Source organism: Maribacter litoralis (assembly GCF_902506355.1).
GTDB classification, from domain to species: domain Bacteria; phylum Bacteroidota; class Bacteroidia; order Flavobacteriales; family Flavobacteriaceae; genus Maribacter; species Maribacter litoralis.
The window spans coordinates 2,146,059-2,167,691 of sequence record NZ_LR733271.1 but is presented as its reverse complement, the minus strand read 5'-3'; the positions used below and the strand labels follow the sequence as shown (position 1 = coordinate 2,167,691).

The following is a 21,633-nucleotide window of genomic DNA, read 5'->3' as shown; positions in this document are numbered from 1 at the left end:
ACGATGCCTTATAAGCTTTTCGCCTCGCCCTGAACGATTCACGCGACGATTATTTTTGCGCTGAGCGCGTAGCGTATTGCGAATAGCGTTTCCTCTCTTCTCCAGTTTTCTTTTGATCAAAAACTTTGGCACTAGTTTTCATATCGGCATATCTTGGATCTTGTATAAAGTCTTGCTTTTGCATTTTAATGACCTCAATACTCAAAAAGCCAAATTCACTGACCACCTTTCCATAAAACCGATAAATTCCCCTACCCCTAAACATATATTTTTTAGCAACGGGCGGGAACAGTACAGTATCAAAAACTTGCCCTTGTTGATCCAACAGCGTAGCAAAGAACATTGTTTTCTTTGTATGTGTTCTTGTTCTTTTTACCGTTATTAAATATCCGTAGATATCAATATTTCTATTTAAATACCGTTCTAAATCTTTACTACCAGAACTATTTAATGGTGCTTCTGCCAAAAGTTCAAACGGACTACATAGACTAAAGCCCAACAACTCTAATTGCGTAAAAGCCACTTCTAGATTTGTACTGTATAACGACGGAATCTCAAAATGTTGCTGTCTTGGGGCAAACAGTTTTGGGTGGTCTATTTTCTTTGTTTTGTTCAAAAACAAATGTGCTTTCCAGAGCAGTTCATGCTTATTGGTGTTGGTAAACCTAAAGGCATCAATGCGTATTAAAATGCTTACTTGTTCTATGGAGATAATCAATCTATCCAAAAAATCTTCCAACGAATTAAATTCACCATTAAGAAAGCGTTCTTTTAAAATACGCTCCATCACCCGTTGTTCCAATTCCCGCAAATAACCTAATCCTAAAAACAAATCTTTACCATAAATCTTATTTGCTGCATTACTTCTATTTACGCAAGGCGGATGAATTGTTGCGCCTAACATACGGGCTTCGTGCACATAAAACTCAGGCTTATAAAATCCGCCACCGTTATTGAGCACTGCCACCATATATTCCAACGGATAGTACGCCCGTAAAAACAAACTTTGATAACTTTCTACCGCATACGATGCCGAATGACCTTTGGCAAAAGCGTAGCCGGCAAAACTTGCCACTTGGTCCCACACCTCTTTAATAAGTTTTTCGGTATAGCCTTTTTTACGGCAATTATCCATAAAAGTATCCTGCACTTTCTGGAATTCTTCCCGCGAACGGAACTTACCGCTCATACCACGCCGTAGCACATCGGCTTCACCCAGATCTAAATCGGCAAAATGGTGGGCTACTTTTATCACATCTTCTTGGTACACCATAACTCCGTACGTCTCTGGCATAATTTCCAGCATTACCGGGTGCGCCATCTCCTCAGCCCTGCCCTTGTTACGGTGGCGAAGAATATACTCGCGCATCATTCCGCTTTTAGACACTCCCGGGCGAATAATGGAACTTGCCGCTACCAAACCCAAATAGGTATCTACCTCTAGCTTCTTCAACAGCATACGCATAGCGGGAGATTCTATATAAAAACAACCCATGCATTGTGCCGTTTTTACCATGTTATTGATCTTGGGGTCGTTTTTAAATGCCTTGATATCATGAATATCGAACTTGGCAAATTCTTCTGGGCGGTCGCGTTCTAAAATGTCAAGCGTTTCTTTTATTTTGGAGAGTCCGCGTTGGGCAAGAATATCGAACTTAAAAATACCGACATCTTCGGCGATGACCATATCAAACTGTGTGGTGGGAAATCCTTTTGGGGGCATATTGGTCGCAGAAAACCAGTGAATAGGTTTTTCTGTAATTAAGATTCCGCCAGCGTGTATACTCAAATAATTGGGCATGCCATGAAGCAACTGTGTGTATTTCAATACCAAAGCAGATATATTGTCTAATCTACTCGCCTGAATATTACCATCGCACAATACATCTATTTCATCTTTTGGTAGCCCGAATACTTTACCCAATTCCCGAATTACACCTCTAGATTGAAATGTAACGTAAGTACCCAAGAGCGCCACATTATCGAATCTATTAAATATATACTCCGTCATCACCGGTCTGTCACGATGCGAGAAATCTATATCAAAATCAGGCGGATTTACACGATACAGATTAATAAAACGCTCAAAATACAGGTCGAGTTCCATAGGGTCTACATCGGTAATAAAAAGCAAGTATGCCACAATACTATTGGCTCCGCTACCACGACCTACATAAAAGAATTTTTGCTTTCGGGCATAGGAAATAATATCCCAATTGATAAGAAAATAAGAGACAAAATTCATTTTTTTAATGAGATAGAGCTCTTTTTCCAAGCGGTCTAAAACAGCCTGGTTAATTTCTGGATACCGCTTAGGCAAACCTTCTTGACACAAGTTTTCAAGCAATGCCTCATCGTCTTCTTCGGTCTCTAAGTATCTGCTTAAATTCTGTGTTTTTCTTTCTGCGGAAAAATCAAAATAGATAGAACAGGCATCCATTAATATTTGTGTGTTCTCTAAAATAAAACTGTGCTCAGAGAAATGCGCCGCCAAATTGGGTACGGCATACATTTTTTCATCTTCGTCCGCTTGTTCGGTAACCGACAACATACTCAGCAAGGTGTTGTTATCAATGGCACGCAATAACCGATGTGCATTAAAATCGCGCTTATTCCGAAAAGTAACGGGTTGCAATAGCACAATTTTATCGCGCTGCTCCAATAATTTTGAAAACCGGAGTCGCTTTAGCTCGTTGACGGAAACTCCAATAAATTCATGTTCGGCAAAAATTTTCTTTTCATGCTGAAGCACTTTCTCAAACGGATAAATAATGAACACGTGTTTAAACTGCGGAGCTATTTCTGGAATTTTCTTTTCTTGATGAATGTGATGGGACAGAAAATCATTGAGTTCTAAAAACCCCTCATTATTCTTGGCTATACCTATAAAGCAGGGCTCTACCCCATTTCTAAAATCGATTCCCAAAATAGGCTTTACATCATATTCAGGCGCCTTACGAACAAAATTTAAACAAGCGGATGTGTTATTGATATCGGTCAATGCCAATTGCGTTACCCCATGGTCTTTTGCCAGTTGCAAGAGCTCCAGTTCCGAAAAGGTTCCGTAGCGAAGGCTGTAGTATGTGTGGCAGTTTAGGTACATTCTGGTTGTTCGTTGTTGGTTGTTAGTTGTTAGTTGTTCGATTTTTTGCGCTGTTCGCTTGACGCTACGCGCAGTGTGCTTCTTTTGCGCTTTGCGTGTGGCGCAATGCGCTCCCTTTCTTCTCTATTTTCTATATTCTTTACTTTACTCAGCATTTCACTTCGGTTACGCTAAGTGAACGGGTGTTCGTCATTGCGAGGTTCTTCACCGAAGCAATCTGCCGAAAATAGGTACTAAGGATAATCATTGTCACCCCAATTTAGCAGATCACTTCGTCGTGCCTCCTCGCGAAGACGTTTATACGCTAGGCGCTGTTCGCTTGACGCTACGCGCATTTGGTTGTTCGTTGTTGGTTCTTGGTTGTTCGATTTTTTGCGCTAGGCGCTCAGAGTGCTGCGCAATGCGCTCCCTTTCTTCTTCTCTTCTCTCTTCTCTATATTCTAACTTCTTCTCTCTCAACAAACAACAGGTCTCGACTGCGCTCGACCGGACAAACACCTCCAACAACCAACAACTAGATTTTTCTATGCGCCAATACTACTGGTGGTAATCCGTTGAAGGGATTATGCATTCTGCCTATTGTTTTTGCTCCCATACCCGATGCCCGCAGCACACTTTTGTCTCCGTAGCGTTTACGAATATTGTCCATAGCGTTATAAAGACTTAGAATTTCTTCGGTGTCATCGAACAGGTTAATTTGATAATTGCCCGATACTAGGTGACTGAAGCGTATACCGATCAATCGTACCAATAACCTACGGTTATATAAATTCTTGAACAGGTCTAAAATTTTGGGAATTAAAATGTGATCGGCACTCGTATACGGAATTCTCATCTGCTTTGAATAAGTATTAAAATCAGAATACCGAATCTTTACTGAAATACAAGCCGTTAGCTTCTCTCCACGTCGTAATTGATATGCCAAATTTTCGGTCATCGCGATAAGAATACCACGTAGTCTGTTTACATCAATAGTGTCTTTATTAAAAGTGCGTTCCGTGGAGATTGATTTTCGCTCGCAAAATGGAATTACGGGCGTATTATCAATCCCATTAGCACGTTTCCATATTACTCCGCCATTAGCACCCAAGACCCTTTGCATGACTTCCATGGGCATTTCTTGCACGGTACGGACTTGTCGCAGGCCAAGGTTTCGTAAGGTCTGGTAAGTCTTATCACCCACCATTGGTATTTTTTTAATGGATAACGGAGCCAAAAAAGGTTTTTCCAACCCCTCATCTATCTTTAATTGATTGTTTGGTTTTGCCTCGTTCGTCGCTACTTTCGACACTACTTTGTTAGCTGATAATCCGAAAGAAATAGGGAGTCCGGTTTCATTGATAATCTTCTTCCGCATTTCTGATGCATATTGATAGCAGCCAAAAAAACGGTCCATACCAGAGAGGTCTGCATAGAACTCATCGATACTCGATTTTTCGAATACAGGTACGTACTCTTTTATGATTTCGGTTACCACATCAGAATGCTTACTATACTCGCCCGCATTACCACGAATTACAAAAGCATCTGGGCAAAGTTCACGTGCCATTTTCATGGGCATACCAGAATGCACTCCAAAGCCGCGAGTTTCATAACTACACGCCGCTACCACTCCGCGATCTCCCGTACCACCCACCAACAAAGGCTTATGCTGCAACTCACGATTATTTAATCGTTCTACAGAAACATAAAAAGTATCTAAATCGATATGTAAAATGGTCTTGCTCATAAGGTTCTTTAAAAATTCGGGATAGCTAAATTATGGATTATTTCCATTTTTTAGGATTATTTCCATTTTTTAACATTGAAAAATAAAATCTAAAGAACTTTAGAATAGTAGTGACAACTTGGTAAAAATCACTCTCCATAAAACGCAATATGCATGTTGATATGGTTTTAAGCTTCAAACCATTAAAAAAGATAATAGCATTTATATTAAATTCATGTAGTTTTTCGTTAAATGCCATATATCTTGTAGATTACAAAGGTCTTGAACAATTGGTTCTATAAGACTATCTTTAGGGTAAGAACGTACATATGCGCCAATTTCATTTTATATTTTTATTTGTTCTGTCATTAACATTTACTGTTGCACATACGCAAGAGACTTCTACAATAAATATCATTTCCCCAAATGAAAATACAACCTGGAATATTCCGGATAAAATAAGCCTAGAATGGAATACCGTTAAAATAGACACGAGTAAATCAATTCGGTTCTTTTTAGTAAGAAATGAAATGGTCGTACAAGAACTAGGCTCCTTTAAAAACGATGGTTTTGAAGACGGTATAGCGTTAGCAAAAAATATTGGTTCTGGCGACAGGTATCAAGTTGTCGCCATAGAGTTGTTCCCCGATGACAAATTTAATATTGCCAAAAGAGTAACTCCGTTTTTTACAATTACCAATGCAGCTTCAGATGAAAGAAAGAAAAAACAGCAATTAGCGAATGTAAATACGGTTAGCCCTAAAAAAAAGAGAAAAAAGTCTAAAGCCAAAACAAAGGTAAAAGAATCAATTGCTCAAGACCAAACAGCTATAGTACAGACCGAAAAAAAGGATGAACCACGAAATAGTTTTGATGGAAGAAAAATTTCGTACACAAAAGAATTTGAATTCGATTCTGAACATATCATCGTAAAAATATGGGACCACGGCAGGCAAGATGGCGATATCGTTTCTATTTACCTTAATGGCGTACAAGTGGTAAAAAAATACTACTTAACCTATTGGAAAAAAGAATTCAAAATTAAGTTGGACCCAAATAAATCTAATGATCTATTTCTATACGCCCATAACCTAGGCGACTCACCACCCAATACGGTTGCCGTAGAAATAACCGATGGAAAAAAATCGGAGAATATTGTACTTAACTCAGATTTACAAAGTTGTGAAGCGGTTTTAATAAGTGTAAAATAACCACCGCATATGCCCTTCTATTCTTATTTTGATGAGCCTGAAAATTATAGAGATCCATTCGGTTTTTATGAACAAGGTGGCTCTCCTTCATTACTACAAGAATTTATAAATACCATTGAAAAGGATAAAAATAATATTGAGGAAATCAATATTTCATGGTATTTATTCAACAACCAATATTTATATAACTATCTCAAAGAAGTAGCTGCAATTGGCATTAAAGTGAATGTAATCACTATACCGTTAGAGGGTTACGACAACAATAACCCTAAAACCCTAAAAAATCTTGAAACTGAAGCAAAAACCGAAGAACGCTTTACCAAATATAATTTAGCAAGAAAGATTTTTGGCGAAACATACCGATCAACATCACACAAAAAATTCAATTTATATATATTCTCCCATCTTTATGTTCGTAGCGCGAATATTAAAAAATTCTCAAGAGGCACCTTTCCCTATTCCCTACACATTAAATCTGCCTACATAAAAAAGAAAAATGGTTATTTGGTTTTAATGAGCTCATCTAATTTAGCCGTAAGAGATTTGGTAAAGTATGAATCCATGATCTGCATTGAAAATGAGCCGGGCTATGAAGAAACCGCCAAAGCTTTTTATAAGAATCTGATAGAAAATTCCATTCCTATTAAAGCGTACAAATCTTCATTGAACACTACTTGCAACATGTTCGAAAAAGTAGCGTATAAATTCAGTGGTTCAATGTATATTACGGCTCCTTTTTATGAAAACTCTGCGAATAATTTAGAAAAAAAACTATTAAAACATATAACATCGGCAACGCACAGAATTATCATTTGTGCACAGCATTTGGCAGCATTTAATTATGATTTCAATGCCAACCATCACTCTACCATAGATAAAAATGAAATCAGACAAGGTATATTGGGCATGATTTTAAAAATAGCGAACAATGGTGTTCGTGTGACTTGTTTATCACAAACATTTGCTCCATTACCCAATAATGAAAATAAGTTTAAAAATGCCAAGTTTAGAAAGCCGGTAAACACACGTAATTTTCAAAAATTTTATGGTCAGCTGCAACAAACGGATAATATTGAGTATTACGTTAACAACAATATTCATTCAAAATATATTATCATAGACCATATTTTAATTTTTTGTTCTTACAACTTCACTCCCACTCAATTCATTTATCTCGATAACGTTAAAATTGACAAATTTAAAAACATGTCGAATGTTAGCTATACGGGCATTCACTGTGAAGTAGGTATACATGCTATTATCAAAGACCCGGCAATGGTAGCTGCATTTGAAAATAATGCCATGGATATTATACGAAAGAAGAATACAATACAAGTAAAATAGTTTGTCGAATTAAAAGCAATTTGAAAATCTAAAATGTATTTTTGTTTACATGTGATGAGATTTTATAACTCTTTTACACATGACCAATTAGAATAGTTTAAGAATGAATGTAGTATCCTTTTTTGCTGGAGCAGGTGGTTTGGACCTTGGTTTTGAACAGGCAGGATTCAATGTTATTTGGGCAAACGAGTATGATAAGGATATTTGGGAGACGTATGAAAAGAATCACCCCAATACTATTTTTGATAAAAGAAGTATTGTAGATATCCCAGCGGATGAAGTCCCCGATTGTGACGGTATTATTGGTGGTCCACCTTGCCAGAGCTGGAGTGCAGCTGGTGCCGCAAGAGGTATTCAAGATAAACGAGGACAACTATTTTATGATTTCATCAGGATTCTGGAAGCCAAGCAACCCAAGTTCTTTTTGGCAGAAAACGTAAGCGGCATGCTTATTAACAAACATAGCACGGCACTTGATGGTATTAAAAAACTGCTGAAAAATGCCGGTGTAGGTTATGACCTTTCATTTCAAATGCTAAATGCGTCCGACTATAACGTTCCCCAAGATAGAAAAAGGGTTTTCTTCATTGGGATAAGAAAAGATTTGGGTTTCAAATATGAATTCCCAACCGAAACCTTTCCTAGAATAACACTTGAAACTGCAATTGGTGATTTAAAAAACAAGGCAGTACCCGCTTTAGAATACAACAACACCAATGGCGCAAAATGTAAAGTTGCCAATCATGAATACATGATCGGTGGTTTCTCTACCATGTTTATGTCTAGAAACCGAGTACGGAATTGGGACGAACAATCATTTACCATACAGGCTGGGGGCAGGCATGCGCCCATACACCCACAGGCTCCAAAAATGAAATTGATCGAGAAGGATGTTAGAATTTTTGTACCAGGTAAAGAGCACCTTTACCGCAGGCTTAGTGTAAGAGAATGTGCTAGAATACAGACTTTTCCTAACGATTTTATTTTTCATTATAAAAAAGTAGCTGCAGGTTATAAGATGATCGGTAATGCGGTACCCGTTAATTTGGCGAAGTTTTTGGCTCAAAGTATTATGAAACAGCTAAAGTCAAATGAAAATAGCGTACCTCAAGCCCAAAAAACAGCTAATTCAATATCTTTTTAAAAACAAAAACCCTCTTAATCAGATGATTAAGAGGGTTTAAAAGTACTCGAGGCGGGAATCGAACCCGCACTCCGAAGAACTGGATTTTGAATCCAGCGCGTCTACCAGTTCCGCCACTCGAGCATATTTTACCAGCTAAAACTGGCTTCCTATCAAAATAGGACTGCAAAATTAAATAATAATTTTCTATCCACCACTAAAAATATCAATATTTATGCAATAGCAACCAAAATTAATCTTTAAATTTGCACCTTCTAAAAAACAAGGTATTTAAACCGAACAATCAAGTAACTGTTTGGAAAACAACAAATAAAGACATGCCATACCAAGTTCCACAACCAAAAATATTTGCTTGTACCCAAAGTAAAGTCTTAGGGGATAAAATTGCCAAAGCATATGGCATGGAACTAGGTAATGTTTTGTTCTCTAGATACAGTGATGGTGAATTTCAACCTTCTTTTGAAGAATCTATTCGTGGAACAAGAATATTCCTAATCGGCTCAACACACCCTGGTCCGGAAAATTTAATGGAAATGTTGTTGATGATCGATGCAGCGAAAAGAGCATCTGCGCGCCATATTACAGCGGTTATGCCATATTTTGGCTGGGCAAGACAAGACAGAAAAGATAAACCTAGAGTACCTATAGCAGCTAAACTAGTTGCCAAAATGTTGGAAACAGCAGGGGCCACTAGAATTATTACTATGGATTTACATGCCGACCAAATTCAAGGCTTCTTTGAAAAACCTGTAGATCATTTATTTGCTTCTACATTGTTTTTACCCTATTTAAAAAATTTAGGTCTAAAAAATCTTACCATAGCTTCACCAGATATGGGTGGTTCTAAAAGAGCTTATGCCTATTCAAAAGCCTTAGATTGCGATGTGGTAGTTTGTTATAAACAAAGGGCCAAGGCAAATGTTATATCTCACATGGAATTGATCGGTGACGTAAAAGGTAAAAATGTAGTTTTAGCAGATGACATGGTCGATACTGCAGGTACATTGACCAAAGCAGCTGATCTAATGATGGAAAGAGGTGCTTTAAGCGTAAGAGCCATTGCTACTCACGGTCTATTATCTGGAGATGCGTACGAAAAAATCGAAAAATCGAAACTTACAGAATTGATCATAACAGATTCCATTCCGGCAGAGGTGAAAAGTGACAAAGTTAAGGTTTTAAGTTGCGCCGAATTATTTGCAGATGTTATGGATAAAGTGCATAACAACAACTCAATATCTTCTAAGTTTTTAATGTAACCTAGAAATCAAAAACAAGAATATTAATTTTTAATACATATAATGAAGTCAATTACAATTAAAGGATCAGAAAGAGAAAGCGTGGGCAAAAAGGCAACAAAGGCCCTACGTAATGCTGGAAAGGTTCCTTGCGTGGTATACGGAGGGGAAAAACCATTACACTTTTCAGCAGATGAACTAGCGTTCAGAGACTTGGTTTACACTCCAAATGCACACACGGTTGCAATTGAATTGGAAGGCAAAGAAACGGTTAACGCTGTATTACAGGACATTCAATTTCACCCTGTAACAGATGCTATCATCCATATTGATTTTTATCAATTATTCGATGATAAAATGGTTACCATGAACATTCCTGTAAGATTACAAGGAAATTCACCAGGTGTACGTAACGGTGGACGTTTATTGTTCAGAAAACGTAAACTTGCCATTAAAGCTTTACCAAGCAAATTACCAGATTTCTTTGATATCGATATTTCTAAATTGAAAATTGGTCAGAACATCTCGGTAGCATCTTTATTAAACGATGAGTTCACCATCTTACACCCAGAAAGCCAAGTTGTAGTACAGGTTAAAACTGCTCGTACGGCTGTTGTTACAGATGATGAAGATGAAGATGAGGATGGAGCTGAAGGTGCAGAAGGTGCATCTGAAGATACTGCTCAAGAATAAACATAAAAGTTTAAGATTCATTAAAAAGCATCCTGGTACTTGTATCAGGATGCTTTTGTATTTTTACGCCTTAATTATATACTATAAATGTTCCGTTTTTTTAAATCACTATTTACCGAACAGAGCATCATTACCGCAGAAACAGACCCCATGAAAAAATTTTTAATCGTTGGCCTTGGAAATATAGGAGAAGAATACACCGAAACCCGACATAATATTGGTTTTAAAATATTGGATGAGGCAGCCAAAGCAAATGATTTCACCTTTGAAACAGCAAAATTGGGCGACATTGGCTCTTACAAAGTAAAAGGTAGAACAATTATATGTCTCAAACCTTCCACATATATGAACAGAAGCGGCAAGGCATTAAAATATTGGATGGACAAAGAAAAAATACCGCAAAGCAATGTACTCGTAATTACCGACGACATTAACTTACCGTTTGGAACCATCCGTGTTAAAACAAAGGGCAGTAATGGCGGACATAACGGATTAAAGGATGTAGAGTTATTTCTACAAACTATTAAATATAACCGTTACCGATTTGGTGTTGGCGCAGATTTTGGCAAAGGAAGACAAGTTGAATACGTTTTGGGGGAATGGAACGATGAAGAAAAAGCCTTGCTCCCCGAACGATTGAAAAAATCTACTGAGATCATCAATTCTTTCGCCCTAGCAGGGATTGCCAGAACCATGAATCAGTTTAATAATTCTTAGAGCACTTTAAAAGAGTAGATACCCGTATCGGATCTATTGCCTTCTTCATCAATTACGATAATGCGCCAATAGTATACCGTATCTGATGAGACTGATACCTTAACACTAGTTACTTCTGATGAAAGCGAACGTATAAGGTCTATAGGAGGGGTTTCTACAGAGAAATACACTTCATAACCAGTTATATCATTATCTAGGTCAGATGCCGACCATACTAGCTCTACTTCATTATTGATGTCCATAAAAACATTAGCCGAAGAAGCGGGACTCTCAATTGTTGCCGGAAATGGAGCAAATGTTGTTCTCGATCCTGAATTATAAAAATACCATTCAGCACTAGATACCGTCTGTTCTACCTCACTATTTCGCGAACGTACCAACCATGAAAACTGCTCTCCTTTAGCTAAAGGCAATGTTGCTGAATTTGTAGTAGATACAATTGTTTGTACAGTACCAGTTGCAATATTGGTTACGCGTAGCTCATAGGTTTCGGTGTGATCTGCTAAGCTCCATATAAATTCTACCTGACTGGTCTCACTACCTAAGCTAACACCCGTTGTACATTCGGAGTTCTCTTCAGGAAAAACTAAACTTACCGCTTCTGGGGGCGTTGCAGAACTTTTCTTTTTACAACTCGTAAAAGCCATAAGTATGCACAAAGAAAGAAGTAAAAACCGTATCATTCCTTAATTACTTTTGTTGTTCCATTAATTGTTCCTCCATCATACTTTAAATAATAGATTCCCGCAGCCAATGAGCTTAAATCCATTTGAATTACACCATCGACTAGTGAAATTGTTTTACTGTAAATATACCTTCCTTCCACACTAAAAACACGCACCACAACCTCTTCTTCAACAGCACCAACATAAACCTGTACCATATCTATCACCGGATTTGGAAATACTATAGGTCGCTCATAAAAGACAATCTGTTCTTCGTGTACGCCTTGACATGCAATTGAAGTATATACTTTTAATGTATTAATTCCTTTTTGCAGTTCTAGCTGCACCACAGAATCTTCAGTTTGTATTGCTATACCGTTTAATTCTACCGTATACAAAGTACCACCTTCTAGGTCTAAAGTCACCAAAGATCCATCGTCGGCAACTTTTGATGTAACATTCAATGGACCTGGCTCTGTAATTTGAACATCTACACAATACTCTTGGTATACTACAAGTCCGTCAGAACCGGTAATACACAAAGTATATGTGCCAGAGCTTAAGTTCGCCAAATTAAAGCTATTGGAAAAATTCTGTGTTAAACTCAGATCATTCCCCGTTACGGTAACTTGATAATCCAAAGCTAGTTTAGGGGCAATAGACAGTGAACCATCATTATTATCGCTACACGTTTCGCTTTCTAATGTAATAACAAAATTCTCTGGTGGAAAACGATAGATTGCACAACCGGAAGCATCAACTTCTTGTCCTTCCGGGGTATTCAGACAAAGGTCATCACCATCATCGAATACACCATCATTATCTGCATCAGGCCTAAAGTCTCCTTCCACACAAACTTCAAGGGCAAAAGACACCAAACTGCCACCATCAGAAGGTGCATTATCTTTGACTTCTAAAGTCCATTCACCAAGTATCGACTCGCCATTAAACGAGCTTAATGTTCCCAAGGGTTTTACCGAACCGCCTATTCCAGGGTTCACACCACAGTCAAAAGCCGGACTATCATCATCAAAAATGGCGTTTATATCACTTGCATCTCCACAAGAATTGGAGACAAGGGTAACCGTAGTACCTGCTGGCGAAGTTAAACTCACCACCAAATCTGCCAAAAACGTATGTTCAATATCTAACTGTACATTGATATCCGCAATAGGTAAATCTTCCAAAAATATAAGTGTAGACGTAATTACCGGTGTACCACTACTCGATATGGCTAAAGGTGTATCGGAAGCAGTTTTGGTAGTACAATTGAACTGAACGGTAGAAAAACTGAAGACCTCACTAAAATCTCCTTCTCCACAGTCGTTTTTAGGTTTTACACGCCAAAAATAAGTACTATTATTATCGAGCAGAGTTGGCGTATAAGAACTGCCGTTGACAGATACAGATTCAACAACATCTGTAAAAATAGCGTCACTGGCTATTTCTATCTCATACTGCGTGTTCCCAATCGCCGTACCCCATTCCAATAGAACATCTGTAGACGCATTTTCAAATCCGTCAGCGGGAGCTACCAAAATAATATCTTCAAAATCATCATCGAACACACGAACTTGCAGTGTAATTTCTTTTGTAACGGTTGCAGATGTTGCTACTACTTTAACAGGATATTCTCCAACATTTAAGCCAGCTATACCTTCAAATGCTATATTAACCTCGGTATCGGTAGCATCAGCAGTTGTAGGTGTAAATGTAGCAGTTAAACCAGCAGGCAAATCTTCCACCGTAAAAGTACTTTCTTCGTCAAAACCTAAATTGGTTTCATAATTAAAGGACACATCTAAATCGTTTGGCTTACAGACATCAAATATCACCTGATCAAAATTCATGACTATTTCAGATGGCGTAATGGAAAAACCAGCATCATTGACAGCGAAGAATATATTATCATCTGCCTTAACCATAATTTTACCGGTACTGGTTGATATATTAGGTATTATGACACTATGACTACCGTCATTTGGCGTATTTTCTGCAAGAATATCAGTAAACGTAATTCCACTATCGGTAGATAATAAAATGGTAACCGTTTCGGCATTTATTGGTGCTACATCTGTATTTGCAACATCCCAGATAATAGTTTGTACAGAACCAGCCTCAAAGGTTTCTTGCGTATTTTGGGAAGTAATCAAAAACGGACCCGCTTCATTACTTACCGATACCGTCATCTCGTCGGAAACAGATTGTCCGCCGTTTAGGGCATTATCTCTAACCGTCAATGAAAAATTAAAATCTCTGCCCACATTTGAAACGCTTTCCCAAGCATCTCCAACAGAAGGTAAAGTTTCTGTAAGTTCCCCTTCTAAAATGCGGGTGAGATTGGGAAAATAACGCTCTGGATCAAGTGTTGGGGGCAAAGACCTGAAATTGGCCCCTGCAGGGTTTGTAGGTCCAAATGTAGATTGGGTTACAATTCCATTATCTATCTGCTCCCAAGCGTAACTAAGAACATCGCCAGCATCTACATCGTTAGCCTCGCCAGTAAGCACAAAAGGTGTTCCCTTTGGTATACTGTAATCGGTTAGAGCAGATAATGTTGGCGGGCTATTTGTCAGCACAACGGTTTCACCACATGAAATTGTTTCTAGATAATCCCTTATCTGAACTATACTTACGTAATGAAAATAATCATCACTATTATTAGCCACATTATTGTTTCCCGTAATACCAGCATAGCCCATAATTGTTGTTCCACTTGCAGGTTCTACTTGTACGGTCGTACCTTCTGATGTATGTGAAAAAGAGTGATTGGCCCCAAACTGGTGCCCCATTTCATGAGCGACCAAATCAATGTCAAAAGCATCACCTACCGGAGAGGATAAAGTAGTATACCCACTACCCTTTCTACCGTCTACACAAACGGCCCCAATAAAACCCGAGTTTCCATCTAAAGTATTGTCCTGTTGATTGAACAAATGCCCTATATCATAATTTGCCTCTCCAATAACACTAGTCAAGGTATTTTGAACTTGAGAACTTAAACTTCCGGTATATGGGTCGGTGTCTGGATCGGTATAAATAACAAGATCGGTATTTGTGATCAATTCTAACGTTATTGCCAAATCCCTTTCAAAAACTGCATTGATTCTTGTTAACGTAGCATTTATTGCCGCAAGGGCATCTACTTTTGTTCCCCCATGAAATTCTGTGTACTCACCCGAAGCTGAAATAGCTACCCTAAATTTTCTAAGTGTTTGATCATCCACTAATTTAGCTGTCAGATTTTGAGAGTATTCTAGAACCTCCGGTATCGTCTTACAGACAAAATTAATGTCACTTTTCTCTTGTTCTGTTCTTCTGTACAACACATAAATATCATCGGTAGATTTCTGCATAAAAAGTGCGCCGTTCTCACCAGAAGTCATCATGGTACTTTGTATTCCCTTTGGGGAAACACTAAACCTTACTTGCTTGGTAACATCATGTAGCGCAATACCTTTGTATGATTTTATAGAAGGATATTTTAAAGAAAGTTCTTCCGTAAAAAGATGTGCATCTTCTACAACAAAAGGAATTAGCTCCCCTGTTTCATCAGGGAAATAAACAATTTTAGAATCTTCGCTGCCGTTAAGAGCCTTTAACAGTTGTTCTTGATCCAACTTAAAAGCTTTACTATTATTAACTTTTAATCGTTGTGTAGAAAATTGCTTCGCCGTTCCGTTCAACTCCGTATTTTTCCAATAAGTGGATTGCGCCACACCGGAAAAGGAAAGAAATGCTATGGTAATTGTAAAAACTAGGCGTAATTTTGCAATCATTAAGGGACTTTTAACCAAAATCAAATATAAGTCTTTTTATTTTCTATCATAAGGTGATTACAGTCCGCAACATTTCCAAATACAAAGAAGAACACCCTACGGTTATGACCATAGGCACCTTTGACGGGGTACATATAGGCCACCTTAAAATACTTAATAAAATCATAAACCATGCCAAGAGTACCGAACTTAAATCATCGGTACTAACGTTTTTTCCACATCCAAGAATGGTATTACAGAAAGATGCCAACATAAAATTGTTGAATACCATTGAGGAAAAAATAAATATTTTAGAACGTTTAGGTTTAGATGTACTTATCATACACCCTTTCACCAAAGAATTCTCGAGACTTACCGCAACTGAGTTCGTTCGCGACATTCTTGTAAACACCTTAAACACCAAAAAAGTAATTATTGGTTATGACCACAGGTTTGGCAGAAACCGAACTGCCAATATTAACGACCTGGTAACATTTGGCAATACTTATGATTTTTCCGTCGATGAAATACCGGCACAAGAAATAGATGATGTTTCGGTAAGTAGTACTAAAATCAGAAAGGCCTTAGAAGATGGGGATATAGAAACGGCGAACAACTATTTAGGGTATGACTATATGCTTACGGGCACCATTATTAAAGGTAAAGGCATTGGTAAGCAGCTTGGTTATCCTACGGCTAACCTTTCTATTGCGGAGGACTATAAACTTATACCTAAAAACGGTGCGTATGTAGTTAACAGTGTAATAAATGGCAAAACTGTATACGGCATGATGAACATTGGTTTTAACCCTACAGTCAACGGTACCAAAAAATCTATAGAAGTAAACTTTTTCAATTTTGATGCAGATCTGTACAACTTAAAAATTCAAGTTAATATTTTGGTTCGCTTAAGAGATGAACATAAATTTGAAACGGTTGATGCCTTGAAAACGCAGTTGGCCAAAGACAAAGAAAAATCTCTACACTATATTAATAGATAATTATGCTCAATAGGTTATTATTTCAACGCATAGATAATAGCTCATTAATCGCATTTCGGATATTTTTTGGCATTCTTGTTTCATTGGAATGTTTTGGTGCCATTGCTACCGGTTGGGTAAATAGAAATTTAATTGCCCCAAAATACAAGTTTCCATTTATTGATTTTGATTTTCTACAACCATTACCAGGCTACGGTATGTATTTCTACTTTGGTATAATGGGGCTAATGGGGTTATTTATTGCCGTAGGCTTTAAATATCGCGCTAGCATTATTACGTTTACGGTCATGTGGACCGCTACATATCTGATGCAAAAAACCGCATATAACAACCACTATTACCTGCTTATTTTAATTTCATTTATTATGTGCTTTTTTCCTGCGGAAAGAAGCCGATCATTAGATGTTAAGCAGAACCCTAAATTAGAAAGCAACTCTATGTTCGCCTATGTAAAATGGATTGTTGTATTTCAATTGCTCATTGTTTACGTATACGCCTCTGTAGCTAAAATGTATGGAGATTGGCTAGACTTTAGCACTATAGAGGTATTAATGCGATCAAAAAAAAGTTATTGGTTAGTAGGTGATTTGCTACAAGAAAAATGGATACACAAAATAATTGGGTCGGTCGGTATATTATTTGATCTACTTATTGTGCCTGCCTTACTTTGGAAACCTACGAGAAAGATCGCTTTCTTTCTTTCCTTGTTTTTTCACTTGTTCAACTCAATTATATTTCAAATAGGTATTTTTCCATATCTCTCTATTGCATTCAGCGTTTTCTTTTTTGAACCTGAGACTATTCGCAGAATTTTCTTTAAATCGAAAATTCCGTTTACCAACTCACCCATTATACTACCAAAACATAGAAATCTAATTTTATTGGGGCTTACAACTTATTTCATAATTCAGTTGGTTTTGCCCATAAGACACTACGCCTTTAAAGACGATGTACTTTGGAATGAAGAAGGGCATAGAATGAGCTGGCGAATGATGTTGCGCAGTAGACAAGGTAAAGGGAAATTTAAGGTGGTAGATAAAAATACCGAAGAGGTTTTTATTATAAACCCCAAAGATTATGTATCTCGTGGTCAGGAAAGAAAAATATTTGCCTATCCTGATTTTGCATGGCAGTTTGCCCAATACCTAAAAAAAGAATTTGCAGAAGAAAACAGAGAAGTTTCGGTATATTTAACAAATTCAAAGATCAGTATAAACCGTAAGCCTTACGAACCCTTTATAGATTCAAAAACCGATTTGGCTGCCGAAAAATGGTATCAAACCAAACACCACGATTGGATTCTGCCATCAAACCACAACAAACCTAAAAAATAATTTATCTCCGTTTAGTAGATAAAAGTATCCACATTAAATATAAGATTACCGTAAATTTGCGGGTAAATACAATTCAATAATGCTACAAATACAAACCATTAGAGATAATAAGGAAGATATTATCCTAGCCCTTGGAAAAAGAAATATTGACGCACGGCCCTTAGTGGAGAAAGTGCTTCAATTAGATGAAAACAGACGTGCCGCACAAACTAGTTTGGACAACGTTTTGGCAGAATCGAATAAAATTTCCAAAGAAATCGGTGTATTGTACAAGACAGGAAAAGTTCAAGAAGCTAACCTGCTAAAAGAGCAGACCGTAAAATTAAAAGAAGAGTCCAAACAATTGGGCGAAGATTTGAATGCTGCTGAAGAAGAATTAAAAATACTACTGTACCAATTACCAAATGCCCCGCATAAATCAGTAGTAAAAGGTTCTACAGAAGAGGACAATGAAGAAATTTTCAGTGAAGGTGACGTACCAAAATTAAATGAAGCCGCACTACCACATTGGGAGCTAGCAAAAAAATATGACATTATAGATTTTGAACTAGGTGTTAAGATCGCTGGTGCAGGTTTTCCGGTGTATAAAGGAAAAGGTGCTCGTTTGCAACGCGCGCTAATCGCATATTTTTTAGATAAGAATACAGAAGCGGGCTATACCGAAATTCAAGTGCCACATTTGGTCAATGAATTATCTGGGTATGGAACAGGTCAATTGCCAGATAAAGAAGGGCAAATGTACCATGTAACTGCAGATGATCTTTATTTGATACCAACGGCAGAAGTTCCAGTTACGAACATTTTTAGAGATGTTATTGTCAATGAGAACGACTTTCCAATTACTTACACAGGATATACCCCATGTTTTAGAAGGGAAGCAGGTAGCTATGGCGCACATGTAAGAGGTCTAAACCGTTTGCACCAGTTCGACAAGGTTGAAATTGTACGTGTAGAACATCCTTCAAAATCTTACGAAGCATTGGATGGCATGGTAGAACATGTGAAGAATATTTTAAGAGAGCTTAAATTGCCGTATAGAATTTTAAGACTTTGTGGTAGTGACCTAGGTTTTACAGCCGCACTTACTTTCGACTTTGAAGTGTTTTCAACCGCACAAGACCGTTGGTTAGAAATTAGTTCTGTTTCAAACTTTGAAACCTACCAAGCCAATAGATTAAAATTACGTTTTAAAGACGAGAACGGTAAAAACCAATTAGCACATACCTTGAATGGAAGTTCATTGGCATTGCCACGTGTTTTAGCAGGAATTCTAGAAAATTACCAAACTGCAGATGGCATTAAAATACCAGAAGTATTGATTCCGTATTGTGGTTTTGATATGATTGATTAAATCACTTTAATCTAAAGGGTACATACTGCTTATCACAGATTAAGAATGCAGTAATAATTAAAGCGTCATGATATTTATAATTATCATGACGCTTTTTTTTGAAATGTATATTCTTTTAAGCCAATTAAATCTGCGACCTTTATTATTAAATTTACTCAAATATGAATTGGATTTTATTGATCATCGCTGGTCTATTCGAAGTAGCCTTCGCTTTCTGCCTTGGAAAAGCAAAAGAGTCTACCGGTAATGAAATGTATTTATGGTATGTAGGCTTTTTATTGGCTTTAGCTATTAGCATGCTACTTTTAGTAAAGGCGACACAAACATTACCAATTGGTACGGCCTATGCCGTTTGGACAGGTATTGGCGCCGTTGGCACTGTGCTTGTGGGTATATTTGTTTTCAAAGAGCCGGCCACATTTCTACGCATGCTGTTTTTAACTACTTTAATTGGATCTATAATAGGACTAAAAGTAGTTTCGCATTGAACAGTAGTAGCACCAAAGCTTATTACCAAAGCATTAACAACCACTTACGGCATTCTACGTATCTTTGAGTATGCGGTTTATCATTTTTCTAATTACATATTTAACCCTCTCTACTCTGGTCTTCGCCCAAGATGATTTCTTGGCCAAACAATATTTTGAAGATGGCGACTTTGAAAAAGCCGTAGTTTTTTATGAAAAACTAGTGGATAAAAACCCCAGAAGAACAGAGTATGTTCAACAATTGGTGTCATGCTACCAGCAATTAGAACGGTATAATGAAGCCGAAGTATTTTTAAACCAGCGTTTAAAAGATCGTAACCCTTACCCTACCTTATTAATTGACCTAGGCTATAATTACGCTCTTCAAGAAAAAACAGAATTAGCACAAAAAAATTATGACAAAGCTTTAGATATTATTGACAAGAACCCCAATTACGGTTATGCATTAGGTCTACAATTTCAGAAATACAATCTTTTGAACATGGCAATAAAAGCTTTTCAAAAATCAATGAAACTAAACCCTGCCTTAAATTTCAATTTTCAATTGGCTAGAATTTATGGGGAACAGGGTAATGTTGAAGCCATGTACAATTCTTATCTAAATCTTGTAATTGATGGCAAAACATCTAAAAGCAACATTCTAAGGAGTATTGATGATTTTGTTTCTGAAGACCCAGAGAATAAAAATAACACGCTACTAAAAAAAGTACTATTGGAGCGTGCACAAAAGAATCCTGATATTTTATGGAATGAGCTATTAAGTTGGTTGTTCATAAAGCAAAACCAGTTTAGTAGTGCTTTTAGACAAGAAAAAGCCATCTTTAAGCGTATGAATGGTAGCTCTACTACCCGTTTAGTAAACTTGGGCCAGAGTGCGCTAGAAAATGAAGCATATGAAATAGCCAAAGACATCTATAGTTATATCATTGCCAATACCAGTGATAAAATCGTACAATTAGATGCTGAATTAAATCTTATTGATATTGATTTGGTAAACGCAACGGGCAATAAATTAGACGCTATTGAAAAAAAGTACGAAGAACTTGTAGACATATACGGTTATAAATCGCAAACTCTGCAACTTCAAGTAGCATATGCCAATTTTCTAACCTTTAAAAAAAATGACCCCACGCCTGCAGAAAAATTATTAAAGAACAGCCTTCAACTACCTTTGAGCGCTAGGGGAACGGCATATTTAAAATTGGCATTGGGCGATATTTTAGTGTATAATAAAAAGTTCAATGAAGCCCTTATTTATTTTTCACAAATTCAACAGAAGCTTAAAAATGATGTATTGGGACAAAATGCTCGATATAAAGTTGCCCAAACCAGTTTTTACAAAGGAGATTTTAATTGGGCACTAACCCAATTAAAGGTATTAAGAAGTTCTACCTCTCAACTTATTGCAAATGACGCTATGCAATTAAGCCTTTTAATATCAGACAATTCGCTGGAAGACTCTACCCAAACAGCCCTTAAAAAATATGCTAGGGCAGATTTTTTAGCCTATCAAAACAAAAATAACGAAGCTATTTCAGCTTTAGGTGACATTCTAGAAAACCACAAGGGAGAAAAAATTGAGGACGAAGCCTTGTTAAAGCAAGCGCAACTATTCGAAAAACTGAAAAAATTTGAGGATGCACAGTTAAACTATCAAAAAATCATCACATTTTATGGTAATGGCATTCTTGCAGATGATGCCTATTATGCCTTGGGAGAGCTTTATAGAAAAGAATTCAACGACCCCTTGAAAGCCAAGGAACAGTACGAAAAAATCATCTATAACTATCAAGATAGTTACTACTTTCCAGAAGCCCGTAAGAACTTTAGAATTTTAAGGGGAGACTCCATTAATTAAATTCAAGCTTCATCTAATGC

General features: G+C 37.3%; 16 protein-coding genes and 1 tRNA gene. 11 read left to right on the top strand and 6 right to left on the bottom strand.

The window, feature by feature from the left end; translation table 11 throughout:
• Positions 1–49: 49 nt before the first annotated feature.
• The 3 genes from EXIGUO8A_RS09115 to dinB all read right to left on the bottom strand — a co-directional run bounded on the left by EXIGUO8A_RS09115 (position 50) and on the right by dinB (position 4,832).
• Positions 50–3,103: a DNA polymerase III subunit alpha gene (locus EXIGUO8A_RS09115; protein ID WP_159302877.1), complete on the bottom strand. Its 3,054-nt coding sequence runs from the start codon at positions 3,101–3,103 to the stop codon at positions 50–52.
• A 29-nt stretch (positions 3,104–3,132) separates the two neighbouring features.
• Positions 3,133–3,258, bottom strand: a complete 126-nt coding sequence (locus tag EXIGUO8A_RS18835) for a hypothetical protein (RefSeq protein WP_262885558.1) — start codon at positions 3,256–3,258, stop codon at positions 3,133–3,135.
• A gap of 359 nt (positions 3,259–3,617) precedes the next feature.
• On the bottom strand, positions 3,618–4,832 hold the full coding sequence (gene dinB / locus EXIGUO8A_RS09110; RefSeq protein ID WP_159302876.1) for a DNA polymerase IV: 1,215 nt from the start codon (positions 4,830–4,832) through the stop codon (positions 3,618–3,620).
• Between the two features lie 308 nt (positions 4,833–5,140).
• Here dinB and EXIGUO8A_RS09105 point away from each other — a divergent pair, with 308 nt between their 5' ends.
• The 3 genes from EXIGUO8A_RS09105 to EXIGUO8A_RS09095 all read left to right on the top strand — a co-directional run bounded on the left by EXIGUO8A_RS09105 (position 5,141) and on the right by EXIGUO8A_RS09095 (position 8,510).
• Positions 5,141–6,022, top strand: a complete 882-nt coding sequence (locus tag EXIGUO8A_RS09105; protein WP_159302875.1) for a hypothetical protein — start codon at positions 5,141–5,143, stop codon at positions 6,020–6,022.
• A 9-nt stretch (positions 6,023–6,031) separates the two neighbouring features.
• Positions 6,032–7,366, top strand: a complete 1,335-nt coding sequence (locus EXIGUO8A_RS09100; RefSeq protein ID WP_159302874.1) for a phospholipase D-like domain-containing protein — start codon at positions 6,032–6,034, stop codon at positions 7,364–7,366.
• A 103-nt stretch (positions 7,367–7,469) separates the two neighbouring features.
• Positions 7,470–8,510 (top strand): DNA cytosine methyltransferase, encoded by a 1,041-nt coding sequence (locus EXIGUO8A_RS09095; protein ID WP_159302873.1) that lies wholly within the window; start codon positions 7,470–7,472, stop codon positions 8,508–8,510.
• A gap of 43 nt (positions 8,511–8,553) precedes the next feature.
• Here EXIGUO8A_RS09095 and EXIGUO8A_RS09090 read toward each other — a convergent pair.
• Positions 8,554–8,633 (bottom strand) — tRNA-Leu (locus EXIGUO8A_RS09090).
• 194 nt (positions 8,634–8,827) lie between these two features.
• On the opposite strand from EXIGUO8A_RS09090, the gene EXIGUO8A_RS09085 reads away from it, so the two are divergent.
• From EXIGUO8A_RS09085 to pth, 3 genes are all read left to right on the top strand, one after another.
• A complete protein-coding gene (locus tag EXIGUO8A_RS09085; RefSeq protein ID WP_159302872.1) occupies positions 8,828–9,769 on the top strand; it encodes a ribose-phosphate pyrophosphokinase in 942 nt (313 codons plus the stop codon).
• 42 nt (positions 9,770–9,811) lie between these two features.
• A complete protein-coding gene (locus tag EXIGUO8A_RS09080) occupies positions 9,812–10,441 on the top strand; it encodes a 50S ribosomal protein L25/general stress protein Ctc (protein WP_116771758.1) in 630 nt (209 codons plus the stop codon).
• Between the two features lie 87 nt (positions 10,442–10,528).
• Positions 10,529–11,158: an aminoacyl-tRNA hydrolase gene (gene pth, locus EXIGUO8A_RS09075; protein ID WP_159302871.1), complete on the top strand. Its 630-nt coding sequence runs from the start codon at positions 10,529–10,531 to the stop codon at positions 11,156–11,158.
• Here the strand turns inward: pth and EXIGUO8A_RS09070 are convergent.
• Together EXIGUO8A_RS09070 and EXIGUO8A_RS09065 are read right to left on the bottom strand one after the other, a co-directional pair.
• Positions 11,155–11,805, bottom strand: a complete 651-nt coding sequence (locus EXIGUO8A_RS09070; RefSeq protein ID WP_236564459.1) for a hypothetical protein — start codon at positions 11,803–11,805, stop codon at positions 11,155–11,157. The two genes, pth and EXIGUO8A_RS09070, sit on opposite strands and share 4 nt — an antisense overlap.
• Before the next feature lie 32 nt (positions 11,806–11,837).
• Entirely contained in the window at positions 11,838–15,602 is a 3,765-nt protein-coding gene (locus EXIGUO8A_RS09065; protein ID WP_159302869.1) for a reprolysin-like metallopeptidase, read from the bottom strand.
• Positions 15,603–15,655: 53 nt separating this feature from the next.
• Between EXIGUO8A_RS09065 and EXIGUO8A_RS09060 the strand changes: the two genes are divergently transcribed.
• The 5 genes from EXIGUO8A_RS09060 to EXIGUO8A_RS09040 all read left to right on the top strand — a co-directional run bounded on the left by EXIGUO8A_RS09060 (position 15,656) and on the right by EXIGUO8A_RS09040 (position 21,613).
• Complete coding sequence (locus EXIGUO8A_RS09060) at positions 15,656–16,582, top strand: bifunctional riboflavin kinase/FAD synthetase (protein WP_159302868.1); 927 nt, start codon at positions 15,656–15,658, stop codon at positions 16,580–16,582.
• A 2-nt stretch (positions 16,583–16,584) separates the two neighbouring features.
• A complete protein-coding gene (locus tag EXIGUO8A_RS09055) occupies positions 16,585–17,916 on the top strand; it encodes an HTTM domain-containing protein (protein WP_159302867.1) in 1,332 nt (443 codons plus the stop codon).
• Between the two features lie 79 nt (positions 17,917–17,995).
• Positions 17,996–19,267: a serine--tRNA ligase gene (gene serS / locus EXIGUO8A_RS09050; protein WP_159302866.1), complete on the top strand. Its 1,272-nt coding sequence runs from the start codon at positions 17,996–17,998 to the stop codon at positions 19,265–19,267.
• Positions 19,268–19,428: 161 nt separating this feature from the next.
• A complete protein-coding gene (locus EXIGUO8A_RS09045; protein ID WP_116771765.1) occupies positions 19,429–19,755 on the top strand; it encodes a DMT family transporter in 327 nt (108 codons plus the stop codon).
• Positions 19,756–19,825: 70 nt separating this feature from the next.
• Complete coding sequence (locus tag EXIGUO8A_RS09040) at positions 19,826–21,613, top strand: tetratricopeptide repeat protein (RefSeq protein WP_159302865.1); 1,788 nt, start codon at positions 19,826–19,828, stop codon at positions 21,611–21,613.
• Positions 21,614–21,633 lie beyond the last annotated feature (20 nt).